This is a genomic window from Enterobacter sp. E20 (assembly GCF_000801755.2).
Classification (GTDB): Bacteria; Pseudomonadota; Gammaproteobacteria; order Enterobacterales; family Enterobacteriaceae; genus Enterobacter; species Enterobacter asburiae_B.
Window position 1 is genome coordinate 875,573 of record NZ_CP012999.1, and the last position, 19,877, is coordinate 895,449.

General features: G+C 57.6%; 18 protein-coding genes and 1 tRNA gene. 14 read left to right on the forward strand and 5 right to left on the reverse strand.

All coding sequences use genetic code 11. From position 1 onward, the window contains the following. The first annotated feature begins 100 nt into the window (after positions 1-100). The 3 genes from NI40_RS04060 to NI40_RS04070 all read left to right on the forward strand — a co-directional run bounded on the left by NI40_RS04060 (position 101) and on the right by NI40_RS04070 (position 3,062). Positions 101-1,276, forward strand: a complete 1,176-nt coding sequence (locus NI40_RS04060; protein ID WP_039263850.1) for an MFS transporter — start codon at positions 101-103, stop codon at positions 1,274-1,276. A 136-nt stretch (positions 1,277-1,412) separates the two neighbouring features. Then, a complete protein-coding gene (locus NI40_RS04065) occupies positions 1,413-2,213 on the forward strand; it encodes an endonuclease/exonuclease/phosphatase family protein (protein ID WP_024909448.1) in 801 nt (266 codons plus the stop codon). Positions 2,214-2,288: 75 nt separating this feature from the next. Then, positions 2,289-3,062 carry a class I SAM-dependent methyltransferase gene (locus NI40_RS04070; RefSeq protein WP_039263851.1) on the forward strand — a complete coding sequence of 258 codons (774 nt, stop codon included), beginning with the start codon at positions 2,289-2,291 and terminating at the stop codon, positions 3,060-3,062. A 52-nt stretch (positions 3,063-3,114) separates the two neighbouring features. Here the strand turns inward: NI40_RS04070 and mltD are convergent, their stop codons facing one another. Next, on the reverse strand, positions 3,115-4,479 hold the full coding sequence (gene mltD / locus NI40_RS04075; protein ID WP_039263854.1) for a murein transglycosylase D: 1,365 nt from the start codon (positions 4,477-4,479) through the stop codon (positions 3,115-3,117). Positions 4,480-4,547: 68 nt separating this feature from the next. Then, positions 4,548-5,306 carry a hydroxyacylglutathione hydrolase gene (gene gloB / locus NI40_RS04080; RefSeq protein WP_039263855.1) on the reverse strand — a complete coding sequence of 253 codons (759 nt, stop codon included), beginning with the start codon at positions 5,304-5,306 and terminating at the stop codon, positions 4,548-4,550. Positions 5,307-5,338: 32 nt separating this feature from the next. On the opposite strand from gloB, the gene NI40_RS04085 reads away from it, so the two are divergent. Beyond that, a complete protein-coding gene (locus NI40_RS04085; protein ID WP_023310484.1) occupies positions 5,339-6,058 on the forward strand; it encodes a class I SAM-dependent methyltransferase in 720 nt (239 codons plus the stop codon). On the opposite strand, the gene rnhA is transcribed toward NI40_RS04085, so the two are convergent. After that, positions 6,055-6,522, reverse strand: coding sequence for a ribonuclease HI (gene rnhA / locus NI40_RS04090; RefSeq protein ID WP_023334599.1), 468 nt, complete (start codon positions 6,520-6,522; stop codon positions 6,055-6,057). The genes NI40_RS04085 and rnhA overlap by 4 nt on opposite strands. 64 nt (positions 6,523-6,586) lie before the next feature. Here rnhA and dnaQ point away from each other — a divergent pair, with 64 nt between their 5' ends. From dnaQ to NI40_RS04135, 9 genes are all read left to right on the forward strand, one after another. Beyond that, positions 6,587-7,318 (forward strand): DNA polymerase III subunit epsilon, encoded by a 732-nt coding sequence (dnaQ, locus tag NI40_RS04095; protein WP_055703371.1) that lies wholly within the window; start codon positions 6,587-6,589, stop codon positions 7,316-7,318. Positions 7,319-7,450: 132 nt separating this feature from the next. Then, positions 7,451-7,527: transfer RNA gene (locus NI40_RS04100), tRNA-Asp, on the forward strand. A 379-nt stretch (positions 7,528-7,906) separates the two neighbouring features. Beyond that, positions 7,907-8,626 carry a FadR/GntR family transcriptional regulator gene (locus NI40_RS04105; protein ID WP_023334601.1) on the forward strand — a complete coding sequence of 240 codons (720 nt, stop codon included), beginning with the start codon at positions 7,907-7,909 and terminating at the stop codon, positions 8,624-8,626. Then, the gene (locus tag NI40_RS04110) at positions 8,623-9,636 is read left to right on the forward strand and encodes an ABC transporter ATP-binding protein (protein WP_039263857.1); all 1,014 of its coding nucleotides are present in this window, start codon (positions 8,623-8,625) and stop codon (positions 9,634-9,636) included. Before NI40_RS04105 ends, NI40_RS04110 begins: the two co-directional genes overlap by 4 nt. Then, positions 9,633-10,715, forward strand: a complete 1,083-nt coding sequence (locus tag NI40_RS04115) for an ABC transporter ATP-binding protein (RefSeq protein WP_039263859.1) — start codon at positions 9,633-9,635, stop codon at positions 10,713-10,715. Before NI40_RS04110 ends, NI40_RS04115 begins: the two co-directional genes overlap by 4 nt. A 2-nt stretch (positions 10,716-10,717) precedes the next feature. After that, the gene (locus tag NI40_RS04120) at positions 10,718-12,232 is read left to right on the forward strand and encodes an ABC transporter substrate-binding protein (protein ID WP_176686744.1); all 1,515 of its coding nucleotides are present in this window, start codon (positions 10,718-10,720) and stop codon (positions 12,230-12,232) included. A gap of 18 nt (positions 12,233-12,250) precedes the next feature. After that, positions 12,251-13,192 carry an ABC transporter permease gene (locus NI40_RS04125; protein ID WP_023310491.1) on the forward strand — a complete coding sequence of 314 codons (942 nt, stop codon included), beginning with the start codon at positions 12,251-12,253 and terminating at the stop codon, positions 13,190-13,192. 2 nt (positions 13,193-13,194) lie between these two features. Continuing rightward, complete coding sequence (locus NI40_RS04130) at positions 13,195-14,070, forward strand: ABC transporter permease (RefSeq protein WP_029739694.1); 876 nt, start codon at positions 13,195-13,197, stop codon at positions 14,068-14,070. 9 nt (positions 14,071-14,079) lie between these two features. Beyond that, a complete protein-coding gene (locus tag NI40_RS04135) occupies positions 14,080-15,681 on the forward strand; it encodes a gamma-glutamyltransferase family protein (protein WP_039263861.1) in 1,602 nt (533 codons plus the stop codon). A 51-nt stretch (positions 15,682-15,732) separates the two neighbouring features. Here NI40_RS04135 and NI40_RS04140 read toward each other — a convergent pair whose 3' ends face one another. After that, positions 15,733-16,503 carry an amidohydrolase gene (locus NI40_RS04140; protein WP_039263863.1) on the reverse strand — a complete coding sequence of 257 codons (771 nt, stop codon included), beginning with the start codon at positions 16,501-16,503 and terminating at the stop codon, positions 15,733-15,735. Positions 16,504-16,611: 108 nt separating this feature from the next. Further along, positions 16,612-19,056, reverse strand: coding sequence for an acyl-CoA dehydrogenase FadE (gene fadE / locus NI40_RS04145; protein ID WP_029739697.1), 2,445 nt, complete (start codon positions 19,054-19,056; stop codon positions 16,612-16,614). 239 nt (positions 19,057-19,295) lie between these two features. Between fadE and lpcA the strand changes: the two genes are divergently transcribed. After that, a complete protein-coding gene (lpcA, locus tag NI40_RS04150; protein ID WP_010427884.1) occupies positions 19,296-19,874 on the forward strand; it encodes a D-sedoheptulose 7-phosphate isomerase in 579 nt (192 codons plus the stop codon). The last annotated feature ends 3 nt before the right edge of the window (positions 19,875-19,877 follow it).

Consider the following 19,877-nt stretch of genomic DNA (forward strand, 5'->3'; position numbering starts at 1 on the left):
GCATCACCTGCAAAATTCTATTGAGATTTTGACCATTTTTGTTATTTAAGCACTGGCGCATACTGCCTGTCATCTTAATCCTGATGATACGGAGTATTTTATGCCACTGGCGCTACTTGCCCTGACGATCAGTGCCTTTGCAATCGGCACGACCGAATTTGTTATCGTTGGCCTGGTTCCCACTATTGCTAACCAGCTTGCGATCTCGTTGCCCTCTGCGGGGTTGCTGGTATCAATCTACGCCCTGGGCGTCGCCGTCGGTGCGCCAGTGCTGACGGCCCTGACCGGACGTTTTCCGCGTAAGCAGCTGTTAGTCGCGCTGATGGTGCTGTTCACCGCCGGCAACGTTCTGGCCTGGCAGGCGCCGGACTACACCACGCTGGTGATTGCGCGTCTGTTAACCGGCCTTGCACACGGTGTGTTCTTCTCGATTGGTTCCACCATTGCAACCAGCCTGGTGCCCAAAGAGAAAGCGGCTTCAGCTATTGCGATCATGTTTGGTGGGCTGACCGTCGCACTCGTTACGGGCGTACCGCTGGGAACGTTTATCGGACAACACTTCGGCTGGCGTGAAACGTTCCTGGCCGTCTCCTTACTGGGCGTCATCGCCCTGGTGACCAGCCTGCTGCTGGTACCGTCGAACATCCCTGGCCGGGCGAGCGCCAGCCTGCGCGATCAGCTGAAGGTGCTCACGCATCCCCGTTTGCTGATTATCTACGCGGTAACTGCATTGGGCTATGGCGGCGTCTTCACGGCTTTCACCTTCCTGGCGCCGATGATGCAGGACCTGGCAGGCTTTTCACCCAATACCGTGAGCTGGATTTTGCTGGGATACGGTATTTCCGTTGCCGTTGGCAATATCTGGGGCGGCAAGCTTGCGGATAAGCATGGTGCGGTACCGGCGCTGAAATTCATCTTCGCCGCCCTGGTGGTTCTACTGATGATTTTCCAGTTCACGGCTTCGGTACACTACGCCGCGCTGGTCACGGTGCTGGTCATGGGGATCTTTGCCTTTGGTAATGTCCCCGGGCTTCAGGTTTACGTTGTCCAGAAAGCCGAGCTCTATACGCCAAATGCGGTGGATGTGGCGTCCGGTCTGAACATTGCCGCATTTAATATCGGCATTGCGCTGGGCTCCATCATTGGCGGACAAACCGTAGCGCATATTGGATTAGCCCAGACCCCGTGGATTGGCGCGGTGATTGTCCTGGTCGCCTTCCTGCTGATTGGCCTGAGTGGACGTCTCGATAAGCCAGCCCGGGTCGCGCTGGGTTAACATCAGTAAGTGCTTGCTTACAAAACTGGAAAGCGGTTTCTCAGAAATTGCGTTGAAAGTATGACCTAAAGTCCCTATAACATTAGAACCAGTCCGTTTTCCGGGCTGGTTCATGTTACAGAGGCTGTTTCCAAAAGTGCGAAAAAATACCTATGCCATGCGTTATGTTGCCGGAATGCCCGCGGAGAGGATCTTGCCTCCGGGGTCATTTGCGAGCATAAGCCAGGCATTACCCGCCGGCACACCGTTAAGCAGCGATGAGAAAATCCGTGTACTGGTGTGGAATATCTTTAAGCAGCAGCGTGCCGAATGGTTATCGGTACTCAAGAATTTTGGAAAAGATGCCCACCTGGTTCTACTCCAGGAGGCACAAACCACCCCTGAACTGGTACGCTTTGCCACCACGAACTATCTTGCCGCCGACCAGGTGCCTGCGTTTGTCCTGCCACAACACCCCTCAGGTGTGATGACGCTTTCAGCAGCACATCCGGTCTATTGCTGTCCGCTGCGCGAACGTGAACCTATCCTGCGTCTGGCAAAATCGGCGCTGGTGACGGTCTATCCGCTGCCGGATACCCGAATGCTGATGGTCGTGAATATCCACGCGGTAAACTTCAGCCTGGGCGTGGATGTTTACAGTAAACAGTTACTTCCGATCGGCGATCAGATTGCCCATCACAGCGGTCCCATCATTATGGCTGGCGATTTCAATGCCTGGAGTCGTCCGCGCATGAATGCGCTGTATCGCTTTGCGCGCGAAATGTCGCTGCGTGAAGTTCGTTTTAGCGATGACCAGCGCAAAAAAGCCTTTGGTCGTCCTCTCGATTTTGTCTTCTATCGTGGTTTGAGCGTGCACGACGCCTCGGTTCTGGTGACGCGCGCCTCCGATCACAATCCTCTACTAGTCGAATTCAGTCCCGGCAAACCTGATAAATAATGGTGTGTCAGGTCTGCCGTGGGGCAGGCCTGTGCGGGTGCTGCCCTTTATTTTTCACTCACAAAGGACAGTACGATGACAACAACACGCTCCCATCATGACAACGTAGAAAAACAGTTTGGTTCTCAGGCAAGTGCCTATCTGAGCAGTGCCGTGCATGCTTCTGGCCGCGATCTGGTGCGTCTCGGTGAACGTCTGGCGGCGTTCCCGCAGGCATACGTGCTGGATTTAGGCTGCGGGGCAGGGCATGCCAGCTTTACGGCTGCGCAGCGGGTCGCGCACGTTACCGCGTATGACTTATCCAGCCAGATGCTGGACGTCGTTGCCGGGGCGGCAAAAGCGAAGGGACTGGACAACATCGATACGCAACAGGGCTATGCCGAATCCTTACCGTTCGATGATGCGTCGTTTGAGGTGGTGATCAGCCGTTATTCCGCGCACCACTGGCACGATGTCGGCCAGGCATTACGCGAGGTCAAACGTGTTCTGAAGCCGGGCGGCACCTTCATCATTATGGATGTAATGTCTCCTGGACACCCGGTGCGCAATATCTGGCTGCAGACGGTCGAAGCGCTGCGCGATACCTCGCACGTGCAAAATTACGCCAGCGGAGAGTGGTTGTCGCTTATCACTGAAGCGGGGCTGATCGCGCGCGCGTTGATTACCGATCGTTTACCGCTGGAGTTCAGCTCCTGGATCGCGCGTATGCGCACCCCGGAAGCATTGAGCCAGGCGATCAGACTGTATCAGGAGAGTGCGTCCGCGGAGGTAAAGGCGTACTTTGAACTGCAGGACGATGGCTCGTTTACCAGCGATACCATCATGGCTGAAGCGCAAAAAGCGGAATAAACAAAAAAGGCACCGAGGGGAATCGGTGCCTTTTTATCTTTCGATCGTGCTATCAGGAGTCTGGCGTCGCGCTGTTCTTCACAAACAGCGTCAGCTGGTCGCCAGGTTTCAGATTGTCAGTATCATTGTTCCAGCGCATCACATCCTTGATGTTCACGCCGTGCCGTTTTGCGATACTGGACAGTGAATCGCCCTTGCGCACGCGATAGGTAATGCTATCGCTGTTGCTGGCGAGACGCTGTGCGCTGCTACCTGCACCTACCGTCAGAGTCTGACCCACTTTCAGGCCGGAACTGCGCAGATTATTCCACTGCTGCAGATCTTTCGCATTCACGCCAAGACGTGACGCGATGCCCGAAAGCGTATCACCTGAACGAACCTTATAGCTGCGGCTGTTAACTGATGATGCATCCGCGATCAGCGTTGACTGAACGGCGGCGATTTCACCAGAAGCTAAAGACTCACGTAACTGCTCGGCATGTTTCTGCGGAACCATTACATACTGCGGGCCACTTGCCCCCAGGGTTGAGCCTTTAACGCCAGCATTAAAGGTTTTCAATTTACTTACCGACATACCCGTCATATCAGCAACCTGTTGAATATCAACTGGATTGCTGAGGCGAACACGCGCCAGTGCACGACTTTCGTCTGGTGTTGGCAGTTGTACACCGTAACGCTTGCTGTTCTTGAAAATATCGCTCAATGCCAGCATTTTCGGTACGTAAATCTTTGTTTCCTGTGGCAGTGAGAGCGACCAAAAATCGGTGGATTTACCCCGTGCTTTATTCGCTTTCATTGCCTTCAGTACACGACCTTCGCCACTATTATACGCTGCGACCGTTAACAGCCAGTCGCCGTCAAACATCTTGTTCAGACGTTGCATCATGTCGAGAGCGGCTGTCGTTGAAGCGACAACATCGCGACGCGCATCATAGTTGCGGGTCTGTTTCAGACCATAGTTTCGCCCGGTGCTCGGAATGATCTGCCAAATGCCTGCGGCATTGGCGCCAGACGTCGCGTGTGGGTCAAAAGCGCTCTCCACTATGGGTAGGAGTACCAGCTCCATAGGCATGTTACGTTTCTTAACTTGCCCGGCTATCCAGTACATATACGGCTCTGCCCGTAACGTTACATCGTGGAGATAGCTCTTATTACTTAAATACTTCTGTTTCTGTTCGCGAATCCGGGGATTTTCCGGAATTCCCATCTTTAGCTCGTCGCCAATAGAGGTCCACAAGTCTTGATCCTGCGCGTAAGATGTTCCATCGTCCATCCAGCGCGCCGAACTTGCAAACTTCCCTGCTTCCCCTTGACCAGCTGCAGAAAGGCTCTGTGCGTGCTGTTGTACGTTGCTGCCGTTTTGCGACTGGCAACCTACAAGCAGGACAGAGGCGAGTAATATCGCTTTTGCCTTCATGTGTGTGTCAATAGTTGCTTAAAAGACGAGCGATGATAACGGCGAAATTTTGAAAAGGCAACCCGCAATTATCTGAAGTTATCTTTCTTTGACCTTAACCATGCAAATCGTTGTTCTGGTTGTTGCAAATTTGTTTCTTGGTTAATTTTATTAATTAAATCAATATCATCTGTGCGTAAAAATAAATTAATTTGGCGCTCATTTTTCAGAATTACGGGGAGTGTTTTTTGGTTTTTTGCACGTAACTCCTTCACTTTGTGATAATAATCCTGAATCGCTCGATCCTCGGGAAAGAGGCTCACTGCAAACTTCATATTTCCTAATGTATACTCATGGGCGCAACAAATGAGCGTCTCATCGGGTAGCGCGTTAATCTTCTGTAAAGACTGATACATTTGAGCTGGCGTGCCTTCAAACAGTCTTCCGCAGCCTCCGGAGAAGAGCGTATCGCCGCAAAAAAGATAAGGCTTACTGTAGAAACACAGATGTCCCAAAGTGTGACCTGGTGTGGCAAATACGGAAAACTCCCACTCGCGTATGAGGATATTTTCGCCTTCTTCGACTACATGCGTGATTCCCTTATCTTGTGCCTCTGCCGGTCCGTAAACCACAAGATGCGGAAAATGAGCGCGTAGTTCAGGCACGCCGCCAGTGTGATCGTTATGATGATGCGTCAACAGAATGGCTTCTGGCTGCCAGCCGTTCTCTTTTATGGCGTGCAGAACAGGGGCGGATTCTCCGGGATCGACAATGACGCATCGGCGATCGTCGTCAACCAAAACCCAGATGTAATTGTCCTGAAACGCTGGAATACTGATAAGATTCATACATTACCTCTTAGAGCGTGGCGGGTGTTTTGATGAAACCGGCAAGGATACCTCAGACTGTCGCAGCACCGGAACGTTGGGCGGAATTGCCCTGGGGTGAATACTATCGCGAAGCGTTAGAACAGCAGCTGAAGCCCTGGCTCGCGAAAATGTATGGCTTTCACCTGCTTAAGATTGGCAATCTCAGCGCGGAAATCAATACCGAAAGCTGCGCTATCTCGCATCAGGTTAACGTCTCTCTCGGCGGATCGCCGGTTCAGGTGAAAGCAGACCCGTTGCATCTGCCGTTTGCGGAAAAATCCGTCGATGCGTGTTTGCTCGCACATACGCTACCCTGGTGCAGCGATCCGCATCGTCTGCTTCGCGAAGCCGATCGCGTGCTGATTGATGACGGCTGGCTGGTACTTAGCGGATTCAATCCGCTAAGCCTGATGGGCCTGCGTAAGCTGGTACCGGTGCTACGCCGGACTCCACCTTACAACAGCCGGATGTTCACCATGATGCGTCAGCTCGACTGGCTTTCACTGCTGAATTTTGAAGTGCTCTGCTACGGTGGTTTTCAGGTGCTGCCCTGGGCGCGGCAGGGGGGCGTGGTACTGAGCACCCATCTCCCCGCGTTGGGCTGTTTGCAGTTTATCGTTGCGCGTAAGCGAACCATTCCCCTTACGCTTAACCCCATGAAGCAGAGCAAGTCGAAAACGCCCATCCGCCAGACCGTGGGGGCCACGCGGCAGTACAAAAAAACCGATTAGACGTCGGGCTGATAGCCCGCATCTTCATGTGCGGGATTGGATGCCGCAGCACGCGCCAGTTCGTCGCAGCGTTCGTTTTCCGGGTGGCCTGCGTGGCCTTTAACCCACTCCCACTTAATCTGGTGCTGGCCCAGCGCAGCATCAAGACGTTTCCAGAGATCGACGTTCTTGACCGGCTTCTTATCGGCGGTCTTCCAGCCGCGTTTTTTCCAGTTATGGATCCACTGGGTGATCCCCTGACGCACGTACTGACTGTCGGTGCTTAGCACCACGTCACAATGTTCTTTTAACGCCTCCAGCGCCACGATGGCCGCCATCAACTCCATTCGGTTGTTGGTGGTCAGAAAATAGCCTTCGCTAAAGGTTTTTTCGTGCTGGCGATAGCGCATAATCGCGCCGTAGCCGCCGGGTCCTGGGTTACCGAGACAAGATCCATCGGTGAAAATTTCTACCTGTTTACGCATCTCTGGTAGACTTCCTGTATTCGAAACGTTCAGTTAAACGATAAGTCTGACATAAATGACCGCTATGAGCACTGCAATTACTCGCCAGATTGTCCTCGATACCGAAACCACCGGTATGAACCAGATCGGCGCGCACTACGAAGGGCATAAGATCATCGAGATCGGTGCCGTTGAAGTGGTGAACCGTCGTCTTACGGGGAACAACTTCCACGTCTACCTCAAACCCGATCGGCTGGTGGATCCGGAAGCATTCGGCGTTCACGGGATTGCCGATGAGTTCTTGCTGGATAAGCCGACTTTTGCGGATGTCGCTGACGAGTTCCTGGAATACATCAAGGGCGCCGAGCTTGTCATCCATAACGCATCGTTCGATATCGGCTTTATGGATTATGAATTCAGCAAGCTTAATCGTGATATTCCGAAGACGAACACCTTCTGTAAGGTGACGGACAGCCTGGCGCTGGCAAGGAAGATGTTCCCCGGCAAGCGTAACAGCCTGGATGCACTCTGCTCGCGCTACGAGATAGACAATACCAAGCGAACGCTCCACGGGGCGTTGCTCGATGCCCAGATCCTGGCCGATGTCTATCTGACGATGACCGGCGGGCAGACGTCAATGAAGTTCAGTATGGAAAATGAATCCCAGCAGACGCAAGGCGAAGCGGGCATTCAGCGTGTTGTCCGTCAGGCCAGTCGGTTGCGGGTTATTTTAGCCAGTGACGAAGAGCTTCTTAACCACGAATCCCGGCTTGATCTGGTCCAGAAGAAGGGCGGCAGCTGTTTGTGGCGCGCCTGAAAAAACGCCTTAATGCCTGTAAAATCATCGTTTGGGCGATTTTTGCAGCAAACGATTCAAAACGTGAGAAAAAGCGTTGACGAGATCGGAGGCGCACCGTAATATGCGCCTCGTTCCCCAAACGGGAACAGTGGAGCGGTAGTTCAGTCGGTTAGAATACCTGCCTGTCACGCAGGGGGTCGCGGGTTCGAGTCCCGTCCGTTCCGCCACTATTCAGAAAGCCTGAATCAGAAATGATTCAGGCTTTCGTCGTTTCAGCCTGCAGTAATCTCATTCTCTCCCTTATCGTTAACAAAAAGTTAATACTCATAGTGCAATTTATTAACAATTGCACGGATATAGTGCATTATTTGCACTGCAATTGTGCATTTCTCCATCACTCCTCTCTTCGCACCTCATTCAGAATGTTTCTTTCTGTAAAAATAATTCACGCAGAATCATCTGGTTATCTCCTGCTTTCCAAAAATATACCGAACCAATTTCGTATTGGTTTGGTTATTGCTTAATCATTAGCACGATAAGCTTCATTCCATATCAATAACTTATCGTTAATAAAAATAAAGTCATGATGAAAGCGAGCGAACCAATATGGAAAAACCGTCACGGTTTCTGGCCAATTCCAGCACCGCGCTTGAGCAGTTGCGCGGGCTTATCAACCAGCATGAGTCAACACCAGGCATACCGCTGCCCACGGAACGTGAGCTGTCGGACACTCTCGGCGTAGGACGACGTGAAGTACGTCGTGCGCTGGACGTGCTGGAAGAAGAGGGGCGCATCTGGCGTAAGCAGGGCAAAGGGACCTTTATTGGCCCGGCGGCACCTGTTGAACCGCTGGCCCTTCAGGGATTGGTTCAGCAAACCAACCTTCTGGAAGTGATGGAAGCTCGTCTGCAGCTCGAACCCGGCTTAGCCCGGCTTGCGGCACTGCGTGCCACCAGGGAAAACCTCGCGCTCATGCAGCGCATGCTGGAACGCATCGACAAGGTCAGTCCGGACGACCGCGATCTCAACGAACTCTGGGACAGCGCCTTTCACCGGGCGATTGCCGAGGCGGCGGGTAACCGTCTGATGCTCGGCCTGTTTGATGCCATTGATGCCGTACGGCGCGAACCGGGCTGGCAGCATCTGCGCGAGCTGGCACGCACCCCCGAACGTGTCGACAGCTATAACGACCACCACCATAAGATCATGTCTGCGATTATCCATCGCCAGCCTAATGAAGCCGCAGCCGCCATGCGCGAACACCTGCTCAGCCTGCAAACCGCCCTGATTCAGGCGATTCACCTTGAGGACGACTTCACGCCATGACGACAATACCCTTTAAGGACGCCGCGCCCGTATTGCGGGTGCAAAACCTCAACGTTACGTTTGCTGGCTCGCCGGTTAGCGTGCTTGATGGTATCTCGCTGACCGTCAGGGCGGGCGAAACGCTGGCGCTGGTGGGGGAGTCCGGCTGCGGGAAAAGTATCACCTCCCTGGCGCTGATGGGATTACTGCCCGCCAGCGCGCAGATTGTCAGCGGTGAGATGCAGTTTCGCCGCCACAATCTGCGAAAGCTCTCACCGCGGGAGTATGCCGATCTGCGCGGCAGCGAGCTGGCGATGATTTTCCAGGAGCCGATGACCTCGCTCAATCCGGCGTTCACGCTGGGGGATCAGCTGAGCGAAGCGGTCATGCGGCACCAGAACGTCTCGCGCGCAGAGGCGATGAAGGCCGCGCTGCAGATCCTCAAGAAGGTGCAGATCCCGGCGGCAGAGATGCGCCTGAAAGCATATCCCCACCAGCTTTCCGGCGGCATGCGCCAGCGCGTGATGATTGCGATGGCGTTGATTAACCACCCCAAACTGCTGATTGCCGACGAGCCGACCACAGCGCTCGACGTCACCATCCAGGCGCAAATCCTCGCCTTGCTCAACGCCTTAAAAGAGGAAACCGGCACGGCGGTGCTGATGATCACCCACGATTTAGGCGTGGTGGCAGAAGTCGCCCAGCAGGTCGCGGTGATGTATGCCGGGCAGGTGGTGGAGCAGGGGAGCGTGGAGGCAATATTCGCCGACCCGCAGCACCCGTACACCATCGGCCTGATGGGGTCGATCCCCTCGCTGGGCGCACGCAAGGGCCAGCTCTCCACCATTCCCGGCGCGGTCCCGCTCCCGGAATCCATGCCGAAAGGCTGCCGTTTTGCCACCCGCTGCCCGTTTGCGCAGTCGCGCTGCCATGCTGAAAAACCGCCGCTCACCGCGCTCGGCGCGGGCCATCAGGTCGCCTGCTTCCGCGTACCGCTCGAACAGCACATTGCCCTGGGAGAAATCGCATGACCACGCCCATTCTTGAAGCCCGTGACCTCAGCAAGCTTTTCCCCGGCCCCAAAAAGCTCTTTACTCCGGCACGGTTTGTCACGGCGGTCGATCGCGTTTCGCTTGCCGTGATGCCGGGCGAAACGCTGGCGATCGTCGGCGAGTCCGGCTCCGGGAAATCTACGCTCGGCCGCCTGCTGCTGCGCCTGCTGGCCGCCAGCGAAGGGCGCGTGTTTTATCAGGGGGAGGAGATCACCGACGCCTCCGGTGCCCGCCTGAACCAGCTCCGGCGCGAGCTGCAAATCATCTTTCAGGATCCCTTCGCCTCGCTCAACCCGCGCATGACGGTGGAGCAAATCGTCGGGGAGCCGCTGTGGCTGCATCAGAACATGAAAAAAGCGGATCGCCAGTATCGCGTTGCCGAGCTGCTTAAAACCGTGGGCCTGCCTGCCGCCTGGGCCGGGCGCTATCCGCACGAGTTTTCCGGCGGGCAGCGCCAGCGTATCGGCATTGCGCGCGCGCTGGCCTCGGGACCGAAGCTGCTGCTGGGCGATGAGCCGGTATCCGCGCTGGATGTGTCCGTTCAGGCGCAGGTGGTCAACCTGCTGGAGAGCCTGAAGCACCAGCTGGGGCTGACGATGGTGATTGTCGCCCACGGTCTGGCGGTGATCCGCCATATGAGCGACCGAGTGGCGGTCATGTATCTCGGGCAAATCGTCGAGCTTGCCACCGTCGACGAGATTTTTGACGCGCCGCTGCACCCCTACACCCAGGCGCTGATTGCCTCGGCACCGCAGATGCAGCCGGGCGTTGAGCGCGACGCGCCGCTGCTGCAGGGGGATCTGCCCAACCCGGCCAGCCCGCCGTCCGGCTGCCGTTTCCACACCCGCTGCCCGTACGTCACCGATGAATGCCGCCAGGTTGAGCCGATCAATCAGGTGCTCGACGGCGGACGTCAGGTTGCCTGCCACCGCTGGCAGGAGATCAACCGCGATCGCAGCGTTATTCAGATCGCACCGCCATCCGCCGCCTTTCTGCGCCGCCGCGCGCTGTTTGAACACGCGGCCACTCACTCGTCCCTTCCTTCAAGGAACTCATGATAATGACAATGCGTAATTCTCTTTTGACCGTACTGGGAAGTGTTATGTTGCTTGGCGCGGCGCTGCCCGCCCATTCTGAAAGCGTGCTGCGAATCGGCCTGGGCGCTGACCCGGACATGCTCGACCCGCATCTGGCGCGCACCTACTATGGCCGCTTCGTCTTTGCCTCCCTGTGCGACAGGCTGGTGGACGTGGATGAAAATCTGAAGGTCGTCCCCGGCCTGGCTAAAGACTGGGCGTGGAGTGACGACGGTAAAACCCTGACGCTCAATCTACGCGAAGGCGTCACCTTCCACGACGGTGAGAAATTCGATGCCGCCGCGGCAAAATACAACCTCGTCCGCGCCCTGACCCTGAAAGGATCCCTGCGTAAGAGCGAGATCTCCTCCGTTGAATCGGTCGAGGTCACCGGCCCGATGCAGATTGCGCTGCACCTGAAGACCCCCGATGCCGCGCTGCTGATGCAGCTCACCGACCGCGCCGGGGCAATGATGGCCCCGGAGGCGGCGAAAAAGCCGGACTTTGCCGCCCACCCGGTCTGCTCCGGCCCGTATAAATTCGACAGCCGCGTGTCCCAGGACCGCATCGTTCTGACCCGCTTCGACAACTACTGGAACAAAGACGCTTACCACTTCGACAAAATTATCTATCTGCCGATCCCGGACGCCTCCGTGCGCCTCGCGAACCTGCGCGCGGGCGATCTTGACCTGACCGAAGGCATCGCCGCCAGCGACGTTAAAACGGTCGAAGCCGACAGCAAGCTGGCGCTGGCGAAGGTAACCGGTCTCGGCTATCAGGGCATTACCTTCAACATCAACAACGGCAAGGTGCCGGCCAACGATCCGTTCAAGGACGCCCGCGTGCGCGAGGCGTTTTCTCAGGCCATCGACCGCGATGCGTTAAACCAGGTGGTCTTCGAAGGGCTTTACACCCCGGCAAACCAGGCATTTTCCCCGGTCAGCCCGTATCACGTTAACCTGCCGGTCCCGCCGCGTGACGTTGACAAAGCCAAAGCGCTGCTGAAGGCGGCAGGCGTCGCCGCGCCGCTGACCGTCAACCTGCTGGTGCCGAACAACCCAACCTCGCAGCAGGTGGGCCAGGTGCTGCAGGCGATGGTCGCCGAGGCCGGATTTAACCTGAACCTGCAGATGACCGAATTCGCCACGCTGCTCGACCGCCAGCAGAGCGGCGACTATCAGCTGAGCTTCTCCGGCTGGTCGGGACGCCCGGATCCGGACGGCAGCATCTACGGCTTTATCAACAGCAAAGGCACGCTCAACGACGGCCGCTACAGCAACGCGCAGGTCGATGAGTGGCTGACCCAGGCGCGCCAGAGCACCGACCAGGCCGCACGCCAGCCGCTGTACGACAAGGTGGTGAAGCAGCTGCAAACCGACATGCCGATTGCCTACCTCTACTTCGAGCCGCGCATTTTCGGGCTGAACAAAAGCGTGCAGGGCTTTAAGCCGTACCCGGACGGCATCGTGCGTCTGGCGGGTTTGACGCTGGCGAAATAAAGGTCCCGAGGAGAACCCATGCTGGAACTGATTTGCAAACGTCTGCTGCTGGCTATACCAACCCTGCTACTGGTGAGCATGATGGTGTTCGGGCTGCAAAAGCTGCTGCCCGGCGACCCGCTGATTGCCATGGCCGGGGAGGAGCGCGACCCGGCGGTCATCGCCCAGCTGCGCGCGGAGCTGAACCTCGATGCGCCAATCCCCGTGCAGTATTTCCACTGGCTGACGCGCGCGCTGCAGGGCGATCTGGGCGTCTCCTTACGCACGCACGAACCGGTGACGCAGCTGATCGCCAGCAAGCTGCCGGTCACGCTGGAGCTGTCTCTGCTGGCGATGATTATCGCGCTGGTGTTTGGCATCAGCATGGGGATCCTCGCGGCGGTGAACAAAAATAGCTGGGTCGATCACGGGGCGAATTTCGTGGCGATCTCGGGGATCTCGATCCCGCACTTCTGGCTGGGGATCCTGCTGATTCTGGTCTTTTCGGTGAACCTGCAGTGGCTGCCCGCGTCCGGCTACGTGCCGTTCAGTGAAGATCCGCTCCAGAACCTGCGCACGCTGCTGCTGCCCGCGTCCGTGCTCGGAACGGGCCTCGCGGCGACGCTGATGCGCCATACCCGCGCCTCGATGATTGCGGTCCTGAAGGCGGATTACATCCGCACCGCGCGCGCTAAGGGGCTGCTGCCGAAGGCGGTGATCCTGAAGCACGCGTTTCGCAACGCGCTGGTGCCGGTCATCACCCTCACCACGCTGCTGTTCGGCGAGCTGCTGGGCGGCGCGGTGCTGACCGAGCAGGTCTTCACCATTCCGGGCTTCGGCAAGATGATCGTCGACTCGGTATTTAACCGTGACTACGCGGTGGTGCAGGGCGTGGTGCTGATCGTGGCGATCGGCTTCCTGATGCTCAACCTGCTGGCAGACGTGCTCTACGTCCTTATCAACCCGAAAATGCGAGGTTAACCATGGCGGAACTGACGACGCAAACCGTTACGCCCGCGCTGCCGCGCGCGCAGAACCGGGTGCTGAAGAAATTCCTTGCCAACAAAAGTGCGGTGATTGGCGCGGTGGTGGTGGGATTCTTTGTGCTGGTGGCGCTGCTGGCGCCGTGGATTGCCCCGTTCGACCCGGTCAAAGCCAACTTCCTGGCGGTGCGCAAAGCGCCGTCGGCGATGTACTGGTTCGGCACCGACGAGCTGGGGCGCGACATTTTATCCCGCATTATCTGGGGGGCGCGCACCTCGCTGATGGCAGGCTGTATGTCGGTCGTTATCGCGGTGGTCATCGGCGTGCCGCTGGGGCTGGTGGCGGGTTACTTCCAGAAGATGTGGGACGGGGTGATCTCGCGGTTTATCGAGGCGCTGCTGGCCTGTCCGTTCCTGATCATGGCGATCGCGCTGGGGGCGTTTTTGGGGCCGAGCCTGACCAACGCGATGATCGCCATCGGTCTTTCGGCGATGCCGATCTTCGCCCGCCTGACGCGCGGGCAGGTGATCGCCATTCGCAACGAAGAGTACATCGACGGCGCGCGGGCGATTGGCCTGCCGGACCGCTGGATCATCATCAAATACGTCCTGCCAAACGTGATGTCGCCGATCCTGGTGCAGGCCACGCTGGCCATCGCCTCGGCAATTATCGCCGAAGCCAGCCTGTCGTTTTTGGGGCTGGGGCAGCAGCCGCCCAATCCGTCCTGGGGCTCTATGCTCAACACCGCGAAAGGGTTTCTGGAGCAGGCGCCGTGGATGTCCGTTTTCCCCGGCGTGGCGATTTTCCTTGCCGTGCAGGGCTTTAATTTACTCGGTGACGGGCTGCGCGATGCGCTCGATCCGCGCCACGACTAAGGAGTCATGATGACCAAAGCGCTTGATTTTACATCCGGTTACGCTTCACGCCGCCCGCCAATGATGGGCCGTAACGCCGTCGCCACGTCGCAACCGCTGGCGGCGCAGGCGGGAATGAAAATGCTGCAGCTGGGCGGCAACGCCGTGGATGCGGCCATTGCCACCGCGATGGCGCTGACGGTGGTTGAGCCGACCGGCAACGGGATCGGCAGCGACGCCTTTGCCATCGTCTGGGACGGTGAAAAGCTGCACGGCCTGAACGCGTCCGGTCGTTCGCCTGCAAGCTGGCATGCGGATCTGTTTGCCGGTAAAACCGCGGTGCCGGAAATTGGCTGGGACGCGGTGACCGTGCCGGGCGCGGTCTCCGGCTGGGTTGCGCTGGCGGAACGCTTCGGCACGCTGCCGCTGACCACGCTGGCGCAGCCTGCCATTGACTACGCGCGCAACGGTTTTCCGGTTTCTCCGCTGATCGGCCATCTCTGGCAGCGCGGCTATAGCAAGCTGAAAGATCAGCCGGGCTTCAGCGCCTGCTTCGCGCCGGAAGGCCGCGCCCCGCGCGTGGGGGAAATCTTCCGTAACCCGGCGCAGGCGAACTCGCTGGAGCTGATTGCCCGCACCAACGGTGAAGCCTTTTACCGCGGCGAGCTGGCGCAGAAAATTGCCGCTTTCGCCAAAGAACACGGCGCGCACCTGACGGCTGAAGATCTGGCAAACCACCGCGTGGACTGGGTAGAGCTGCTGTCGCGCGACTTCGCGGGCGGTTCGGTGCAGGAACTGCCCCCAAACGGCCAGGGGATCGCCACGCTGATTGCGCTCGGCATTCTGGAGCAGTGCGGCATTGAGAAGCATCATCCGGATTCCGTGCAGTCCCTGCACCTGTCCATTGAGGCGATGAAGCTGGCGCTGGCGGATCTCGACCGCTACGTGGCGGATGAAGACCATATGGCGTTCGCGGCGAAAGAGCTGCTGAGCGACCATTATCTGAAGTCGCGCGCGGCGCTTATCAATCACGAGCACGCCTCTGATTTCGTTTACGGTTCCCCGACGCAGAGCGGCACGGTCTACATCAGCACCGCCGACGCCAGCGGGATGATGGTTTCGTTTATTCAGTCCAACTACATGGGCTTTGGTTCAGGCATTGTGGTGCCGGATACGGGGATCAGCCTGCAAAACCGGGGCTGCGGGTTTGTGCTGGATCCCAATCACCCGAACGCGCTGGCGGGCAGCAAGCGACCGTTCCACACCATCATTCCGGGCTTTGCGATGGACGGCAGCGGCCAGCCGCTGATGTCTTTCGGCGTGATGGGTGGGCCGATGCAGGCGCAGGGGCACATGCAGATGGCGCTGCGCATTATGCTGCACGGGCAAAACCCACAGGCGGCAATCGATGCCCCGCGCTGGCGCGTGGTGCAGGGCAGGGAGGTGATCGTTGAATCGACCTTCGATCGCAATACCATCGCCGCGCTGCGCGAGCGGGGTCATCAGATCGTGGTGGAAGATCCGCTTCAGGATTACAACTTCGGCGGGGCGCAGGTGATTTACCGTCTGCCGGAAGGACACTACGTGGCCGCAACGGAAAGCCGCAAAGACGGGCAGGCGCTGGTGAGTTAATGTTTTATCCTCCCTCTCCCGTTGGGAGAGGGGCGGGGTGAGGGGAAAATTTCAGCCAATGCTAAACGGATCCGCATCCTGCCAGGCCGGAAACTTCTCGCGATACTCCTGCAGCGCCGTCAACGACAGCTCGGCATCAATGCGCGTCGCCTGATGCGGCTCGGCGGTGGCAATGATCTCGCCCTGCGGATTCACCACCCGGCTGTCGCCGCGGTAGTGATGCCCGTTGCCGTCGGTTCCCACGCGGTTACAGCCCACCACGTACGCCTGGTTCTCAATCGCGCGCGCTACCAGCAGCGACTGCCAGTGGAGGGAGCGCGGTGCAGGCCAGTTGGCAACATACAGCGCCAGGTCGTAATCGTTGCGGTTGCGCGACCACACCGGGAAGCGCAGGTCGTAGCAGACCAGCGGCAAAATACGCCAGCCGCGCCACTCGAACACCACGCGCTCGTGACCCGCTTCATAGTGATGATGCTCATCCGCCATGCGGAACAGGTGGCGTTTATCGTAAAAATGCACTTTCCCTTCCGGCTCCACCAGCAGGAAGCGGTTCACCGGCCCGCGATCCGTTTGCAGGGCGGCGCTCCCGGCGATCAGCGCGTTGGTCTGCTGCGCTTTGGCATGCATCCAGGCCACCACCTCATCCTGCGGCATTGATTGTTGTGCCGCTTCCATGGCGAAGCCGGTGGTGAACATCTCCGGCAGGACAATCACATCACGCCCGGTAATCTCTTCCAGTTGACGATCAAAGTGGCGCAGGTTGGCGGGGCCATCCATCCACACTAAAGGTTGCTGCAAAATAGAAATCTTCAAACCAGGCACGATACAGACTCCTCAAAAGACCGCTTTTTGACACTGTAGCACGTCATTACGAGAAAATGTGGCAATAAAAAACCCCGCGCGAGGCGGGGTTTGTATAAGCGAAACGCGTTACGCCGCTTCAGGTTTGCGGTGCTTCTCCGGCAGCTTTACCGGCTGCGTCGCCAGCTCGTCCGGTTCGAAATCATCCACGTTAATGCTGCGCAGACGGCTCTCTTCGGCTTTCACCAGCAGAGCGGCTTCATCTTTATTGATAATGCCACCGGCCAGCGCCTGTTTTGCCAGTTCGTCCAGACGGGTAAACGGCAGGTTTTTGCCCAGCTGTTTACAGATCTTCTGGTGAATCGGATCGGCAGCCATCACGTCCAGCAGCGCCTCTTCCAGCAGTCCCACCGGGTTATGCGGCGTTGGCGTCAGATACTGACCACGACCGATACGGGAGCGGGTTGCGCTCGGTACCTGCAGGATCTTCGCTACCTTGTGGTCCAGCTTGTCGGACGGCGCAAGGTGGTGACGTCCGGTCGGGAAGATCACCGCGCGCAGGGCTCCCGCCACGAAGCGGTTCGGGAAGTTCGCCAGCAGGTCGTCAATCGCCTGTTCAGCCTGATACATCGCATCCTGAACGCCCCAGTGCACCAGCGGCAGATCCGCTTCCTGACGGCCTTCGTCGTCGTAGCGCTTCAGGACCGCAGAGGCCAGGAAGATCTGGCTCAGTACATCCCCCAGACGGGCAGAGATACGCTCGCGACGCTTCAGGCTACCGCCCAGCACCGCCATGGAGACGTCAGACAGCAGAGCCAGGTTGGCGCTCAGACGGTTCAGATGCTGGTAGTAACGTTTGGTCGCATCGCCGGTCGGCGTCGCGCTGGTAAGACCGCGCGTCAGGCCCAGCCAGAAGCTGCGCACCTTGTTGCTGCCCACGTGACCGATATGTTTGAACAGCAGCTTATCGAAGGCATCCACGTCGTTGTTCTGCGCGGCAGCCATCTCTTCCAGCACGTACGGATGGCAGCGAATTGCGCCCTGACCGAAGATCATCATGCTGCGGGTCAGGATGTTTGCCCCTTCCACGGTGATGGCAATCGGTGCGCCCTGATAGCCGCGCGCCAGGAAGTTGCCTTCGCCGAGCATAATGCCTTTACCGCCCGCGATATCCATCGCGTCAATGATCGACTGCTGCGCGCGGTGGGTACAGTGGTACTTCACAATCGCGGACAGCACGGCCGGTTTTTCGCCCAGCATAATGCCGTAGGTAATCAGAGAAGCCGCGGCATCCATCACGTAGGCGTTGCCCGCGATACGCGCCAACGGCTCTTCGATACCTTCCATCTTGCCGATGGAGATTTTGAACTGACGGCGGATGTGGGCGTAAGCGCCAATCCCCATCGCGACCGACTTCAGACCGCCGGTTGAGTTCGACGGCAGGGTAATGCCGCGGCCCACAGACAGACATTCCACCAGCATACGCCAGCCCTGACCGGCCATTTTCGGACCGCCGATGATGTAGTCAATCGGCACAAAGATGTCCTGACCGCGGGTCGGACCGTTCTGGAACGGCACGTTCAGCGGGAAGTGACGGCGACCAATTTCAACGCCTGGGGTAGAGGTTGGGATCAGCGCACAGGTAATGCCCAGATCTTCTTCGCCGCCCAGCAGTTTTTCCGGGTCAGAGAGCTTAAAGGCCAGACCCAGCACGGTGGCGATTGGCGCCAGGGTGATATAACGCTTGTTCCAGGTCAGGCGCATGCCCAGCACCTGCTCGCCCTGCCACTCACCCATGCAGACCACGCCGGTATCCGGGATCGCGCCTGCATCGGAACCCGCTTCCGGGCTGGTCAGCGCGAAGCAAGGGATTTCCTGACCGCGTGCCAGACGCGGCAGGTAGTGATCTTTCTGCTCTTCCGTACCGTAATGCTGCAGCAGTTCGCCCGGGCCTAAGGAGTTAGGCACGCCAACGGTAATCGCCAGGATCCCGGAGACGCCCGCCAGCTTTTGCAGGACGCGAGCCTGAGCGTAAGCGGAGAACTCCAGACCGCCGTACTCTTTCTTGATGATCATCGCGAAGAAGCGATGTTCTTTCAGATACGCCCACAGCTCCGGCGGCAGATCGGCCATTTCATGGGTGATGGCAAAGTCGTTTGCCATGCGGCACGCTTCTTCCACCGGGCCGTCAATAAAGGCCTGCTCTTCAGCGGTCAGACGCGGCTGCGGATAGTTATGCAGCTTTTTCCAGTCCGGGTTGCCCTGGAACAGATCGCCTTCCCACCAGGTGGTGCCCGCGTCAATCGCTTCTTTTTCAGTACGCGACATGGGCGGCATCACTTTGCGAAAGCCCTTGAACACCGGCGCAGAGATCATTGATTTACGCATCGGGGCCAGGTTAAACGGCAGAAGGATGATGGCAAGAGGGACTAAAAGCCAGATATTCCAGAGACCTGCGACGCCAAGCGCAGCCGTCCAGGCCAGAAGAATCAGGCTGCTCAGGAATAAACTTACGCGGTGATAGAACAACACACCGAGCAGAACAACGGTTGCGAGAATGCTCAAAATCATCATAAAGAAAAGCTCCCTTGCTTGTAGGAGGTCTGACCACTTGTGATGATATGGTTGTAGTTGATGTTATTTCCTTTAGCAATGTGTTTACAAAATAATTACAACCTGGTTCACATTGTTCGCGTTTTAGCCGGCACAAAAAATCAAAACGCCGGACGATTCGCATGGCTTTAGCTTCTCGCTTTTCCCGCTATCCGGTACACTCCACTGTGTTATTTCATCAATACTGAAGGATTATCCTCATGTACCAGGATCTTATTCGTAACGAACTGAACGAAGCGGCGGAAACGCTGGCGAACTTTCTGAAAGATGATGCCAATATTCACGCTATTCAGCGCGCAGCGGTCCTGCTGGCCGACAGCTTCAAAGCCGGTGGCAAAGTGCTTTCCTGCGGTAACGGCGGTTCCCACTGCGACGCTATGCACTTCGCAGAAGAGCTGACCGGACGCTATCGCGAAAACCGCCCGGGCTACCCGGCGATCGCGATTTCAGACGTGAGCCACATCTCCTGCGTAGGCAACGACTTCGGTTACGACCACATCTTCTCCCGCTACGTTGAAGCGGTAGGCCGTGAAGGCGACGTGCTGCTGGGGATCTCTACCTCTGGCAACTCCGGCAACGTGATCAAAGCGATCGCTGCCGCGCGTGAAAAAGGGATGAAGGTCATCACCCTGACCGGTAAAGATGGCGGTAAGATGGACGGTACGGCGGATGTCGAAATTCGCGTTCCGCACTTCGGTTATGCTGACCGTATTCAGGAAATTCACATCAAAGTGATCCACATCCTGATCCAGCTGATCGAAAAAGAGATGGTTAAGTAAGAC

Coding starts and splice junctions, on each gene's coding strand:
- NI40_RS04110 (WP_039263857.1), top strand. CDS start 8,623: ATGACGACAATACCCTTTAAGGACGCCGCGCCCGTATTGCGGGTGCAA.
- rnhA (WP_023334599.1), bottom strand. CDS start 6,522: ATGCGTAAACAGGTAGAAATTTTCACCGATGGATCTTGTCTCGGTAAC.
- fadE (WP_029739697.1), bottom strand. CDS start 19,056: ATGATGATTTTGAGCATTCTCGCAACCGTTGTTCTGCTCGGTGTGTTG.
- lpcA (WP_010427884.1), top strand. CDS start 19,296: ATGTACCAGGATCTTATTCGTAACGAACTGAACGAAGCGGCGGAAACG.
- NI40_RS04105 (WP_023334601.1), top strand. CDS start 7,907: ATGGAAAAACCGTCACGGTTTCTGGCCAATTCCAGCACCGCGCTTGAG.
- NI40_RS04060 (WP_039263850.1), top strand. CDS start 101: ATGCCACTGGCGCTACTTGCCCTGACGATCAGTGCCTTTGCAATCGGC.
- NI40_RS04130 (WP_029739694.1), top strand. CDS start 13,195: ATGGCGGAACTGACGACGCAAACCGTTACGCCCGCGCTGCCGCGCGCG.
- NI40_RS04085 (WP_023310484.1), top strand. CDS start 5,339: ATGAAACCGGCAAGGATACCTCAGACTGTCGCAGCACCGGAACGTTGG.
- NI40_RS04135 (WP_039263861.1), top strand. CDS start 14,080: ATGACCAAAGCGCTTGATTTTACATCCGGTTACGCTTCACGCCGCCCG.
- mltD (WP_039263854.1), bottom strand. CDS start 4,479: ATGAAGGCAAAAGCGATATTACTCGCCTCTGTCCTGCTTGTAGGTTGC.
- NI40_RS04070 (WP_039263851.1), top strand. CDS start 2,289: ATGACAACAACACGCTCCCATCATGACAACGTAGAAAAACAGTTTGGT.
- NI40_RS04125 (WP_023310491.1), top strand. CDS start 12,251: ATGCTGGAACTGATTTGCAAACGTCTGCTGCTGGCTATACCAACCCTG.
- NI40_RS04115 (WP_039263859.1), top strand. CDS start 9,633: ATGACCACGCCCATTCTTGAAGCCCGTGACCTCAGCAAGCTTTTCCCC.
- gloB (WP_039263855.1), bottom strand. CDS start 5,306: ATGAATCTTATCAGTATTCCAGCGTTTCAGGACAATTACATCTGGGTT.
- dnaQ (WP_055703371.1), top strand. CDS start 6,587: ATGAGCACTGCAATTACTCGCCAGATTGTCCTCGATACCGAAACCACC.
- NI40_RS04120 (WP_176686744.1), top strand. CDS start 10,718: ATGACAATGCGTAATTCTCTTTTGACCGTACTGGGAAGTGTTATGTTG.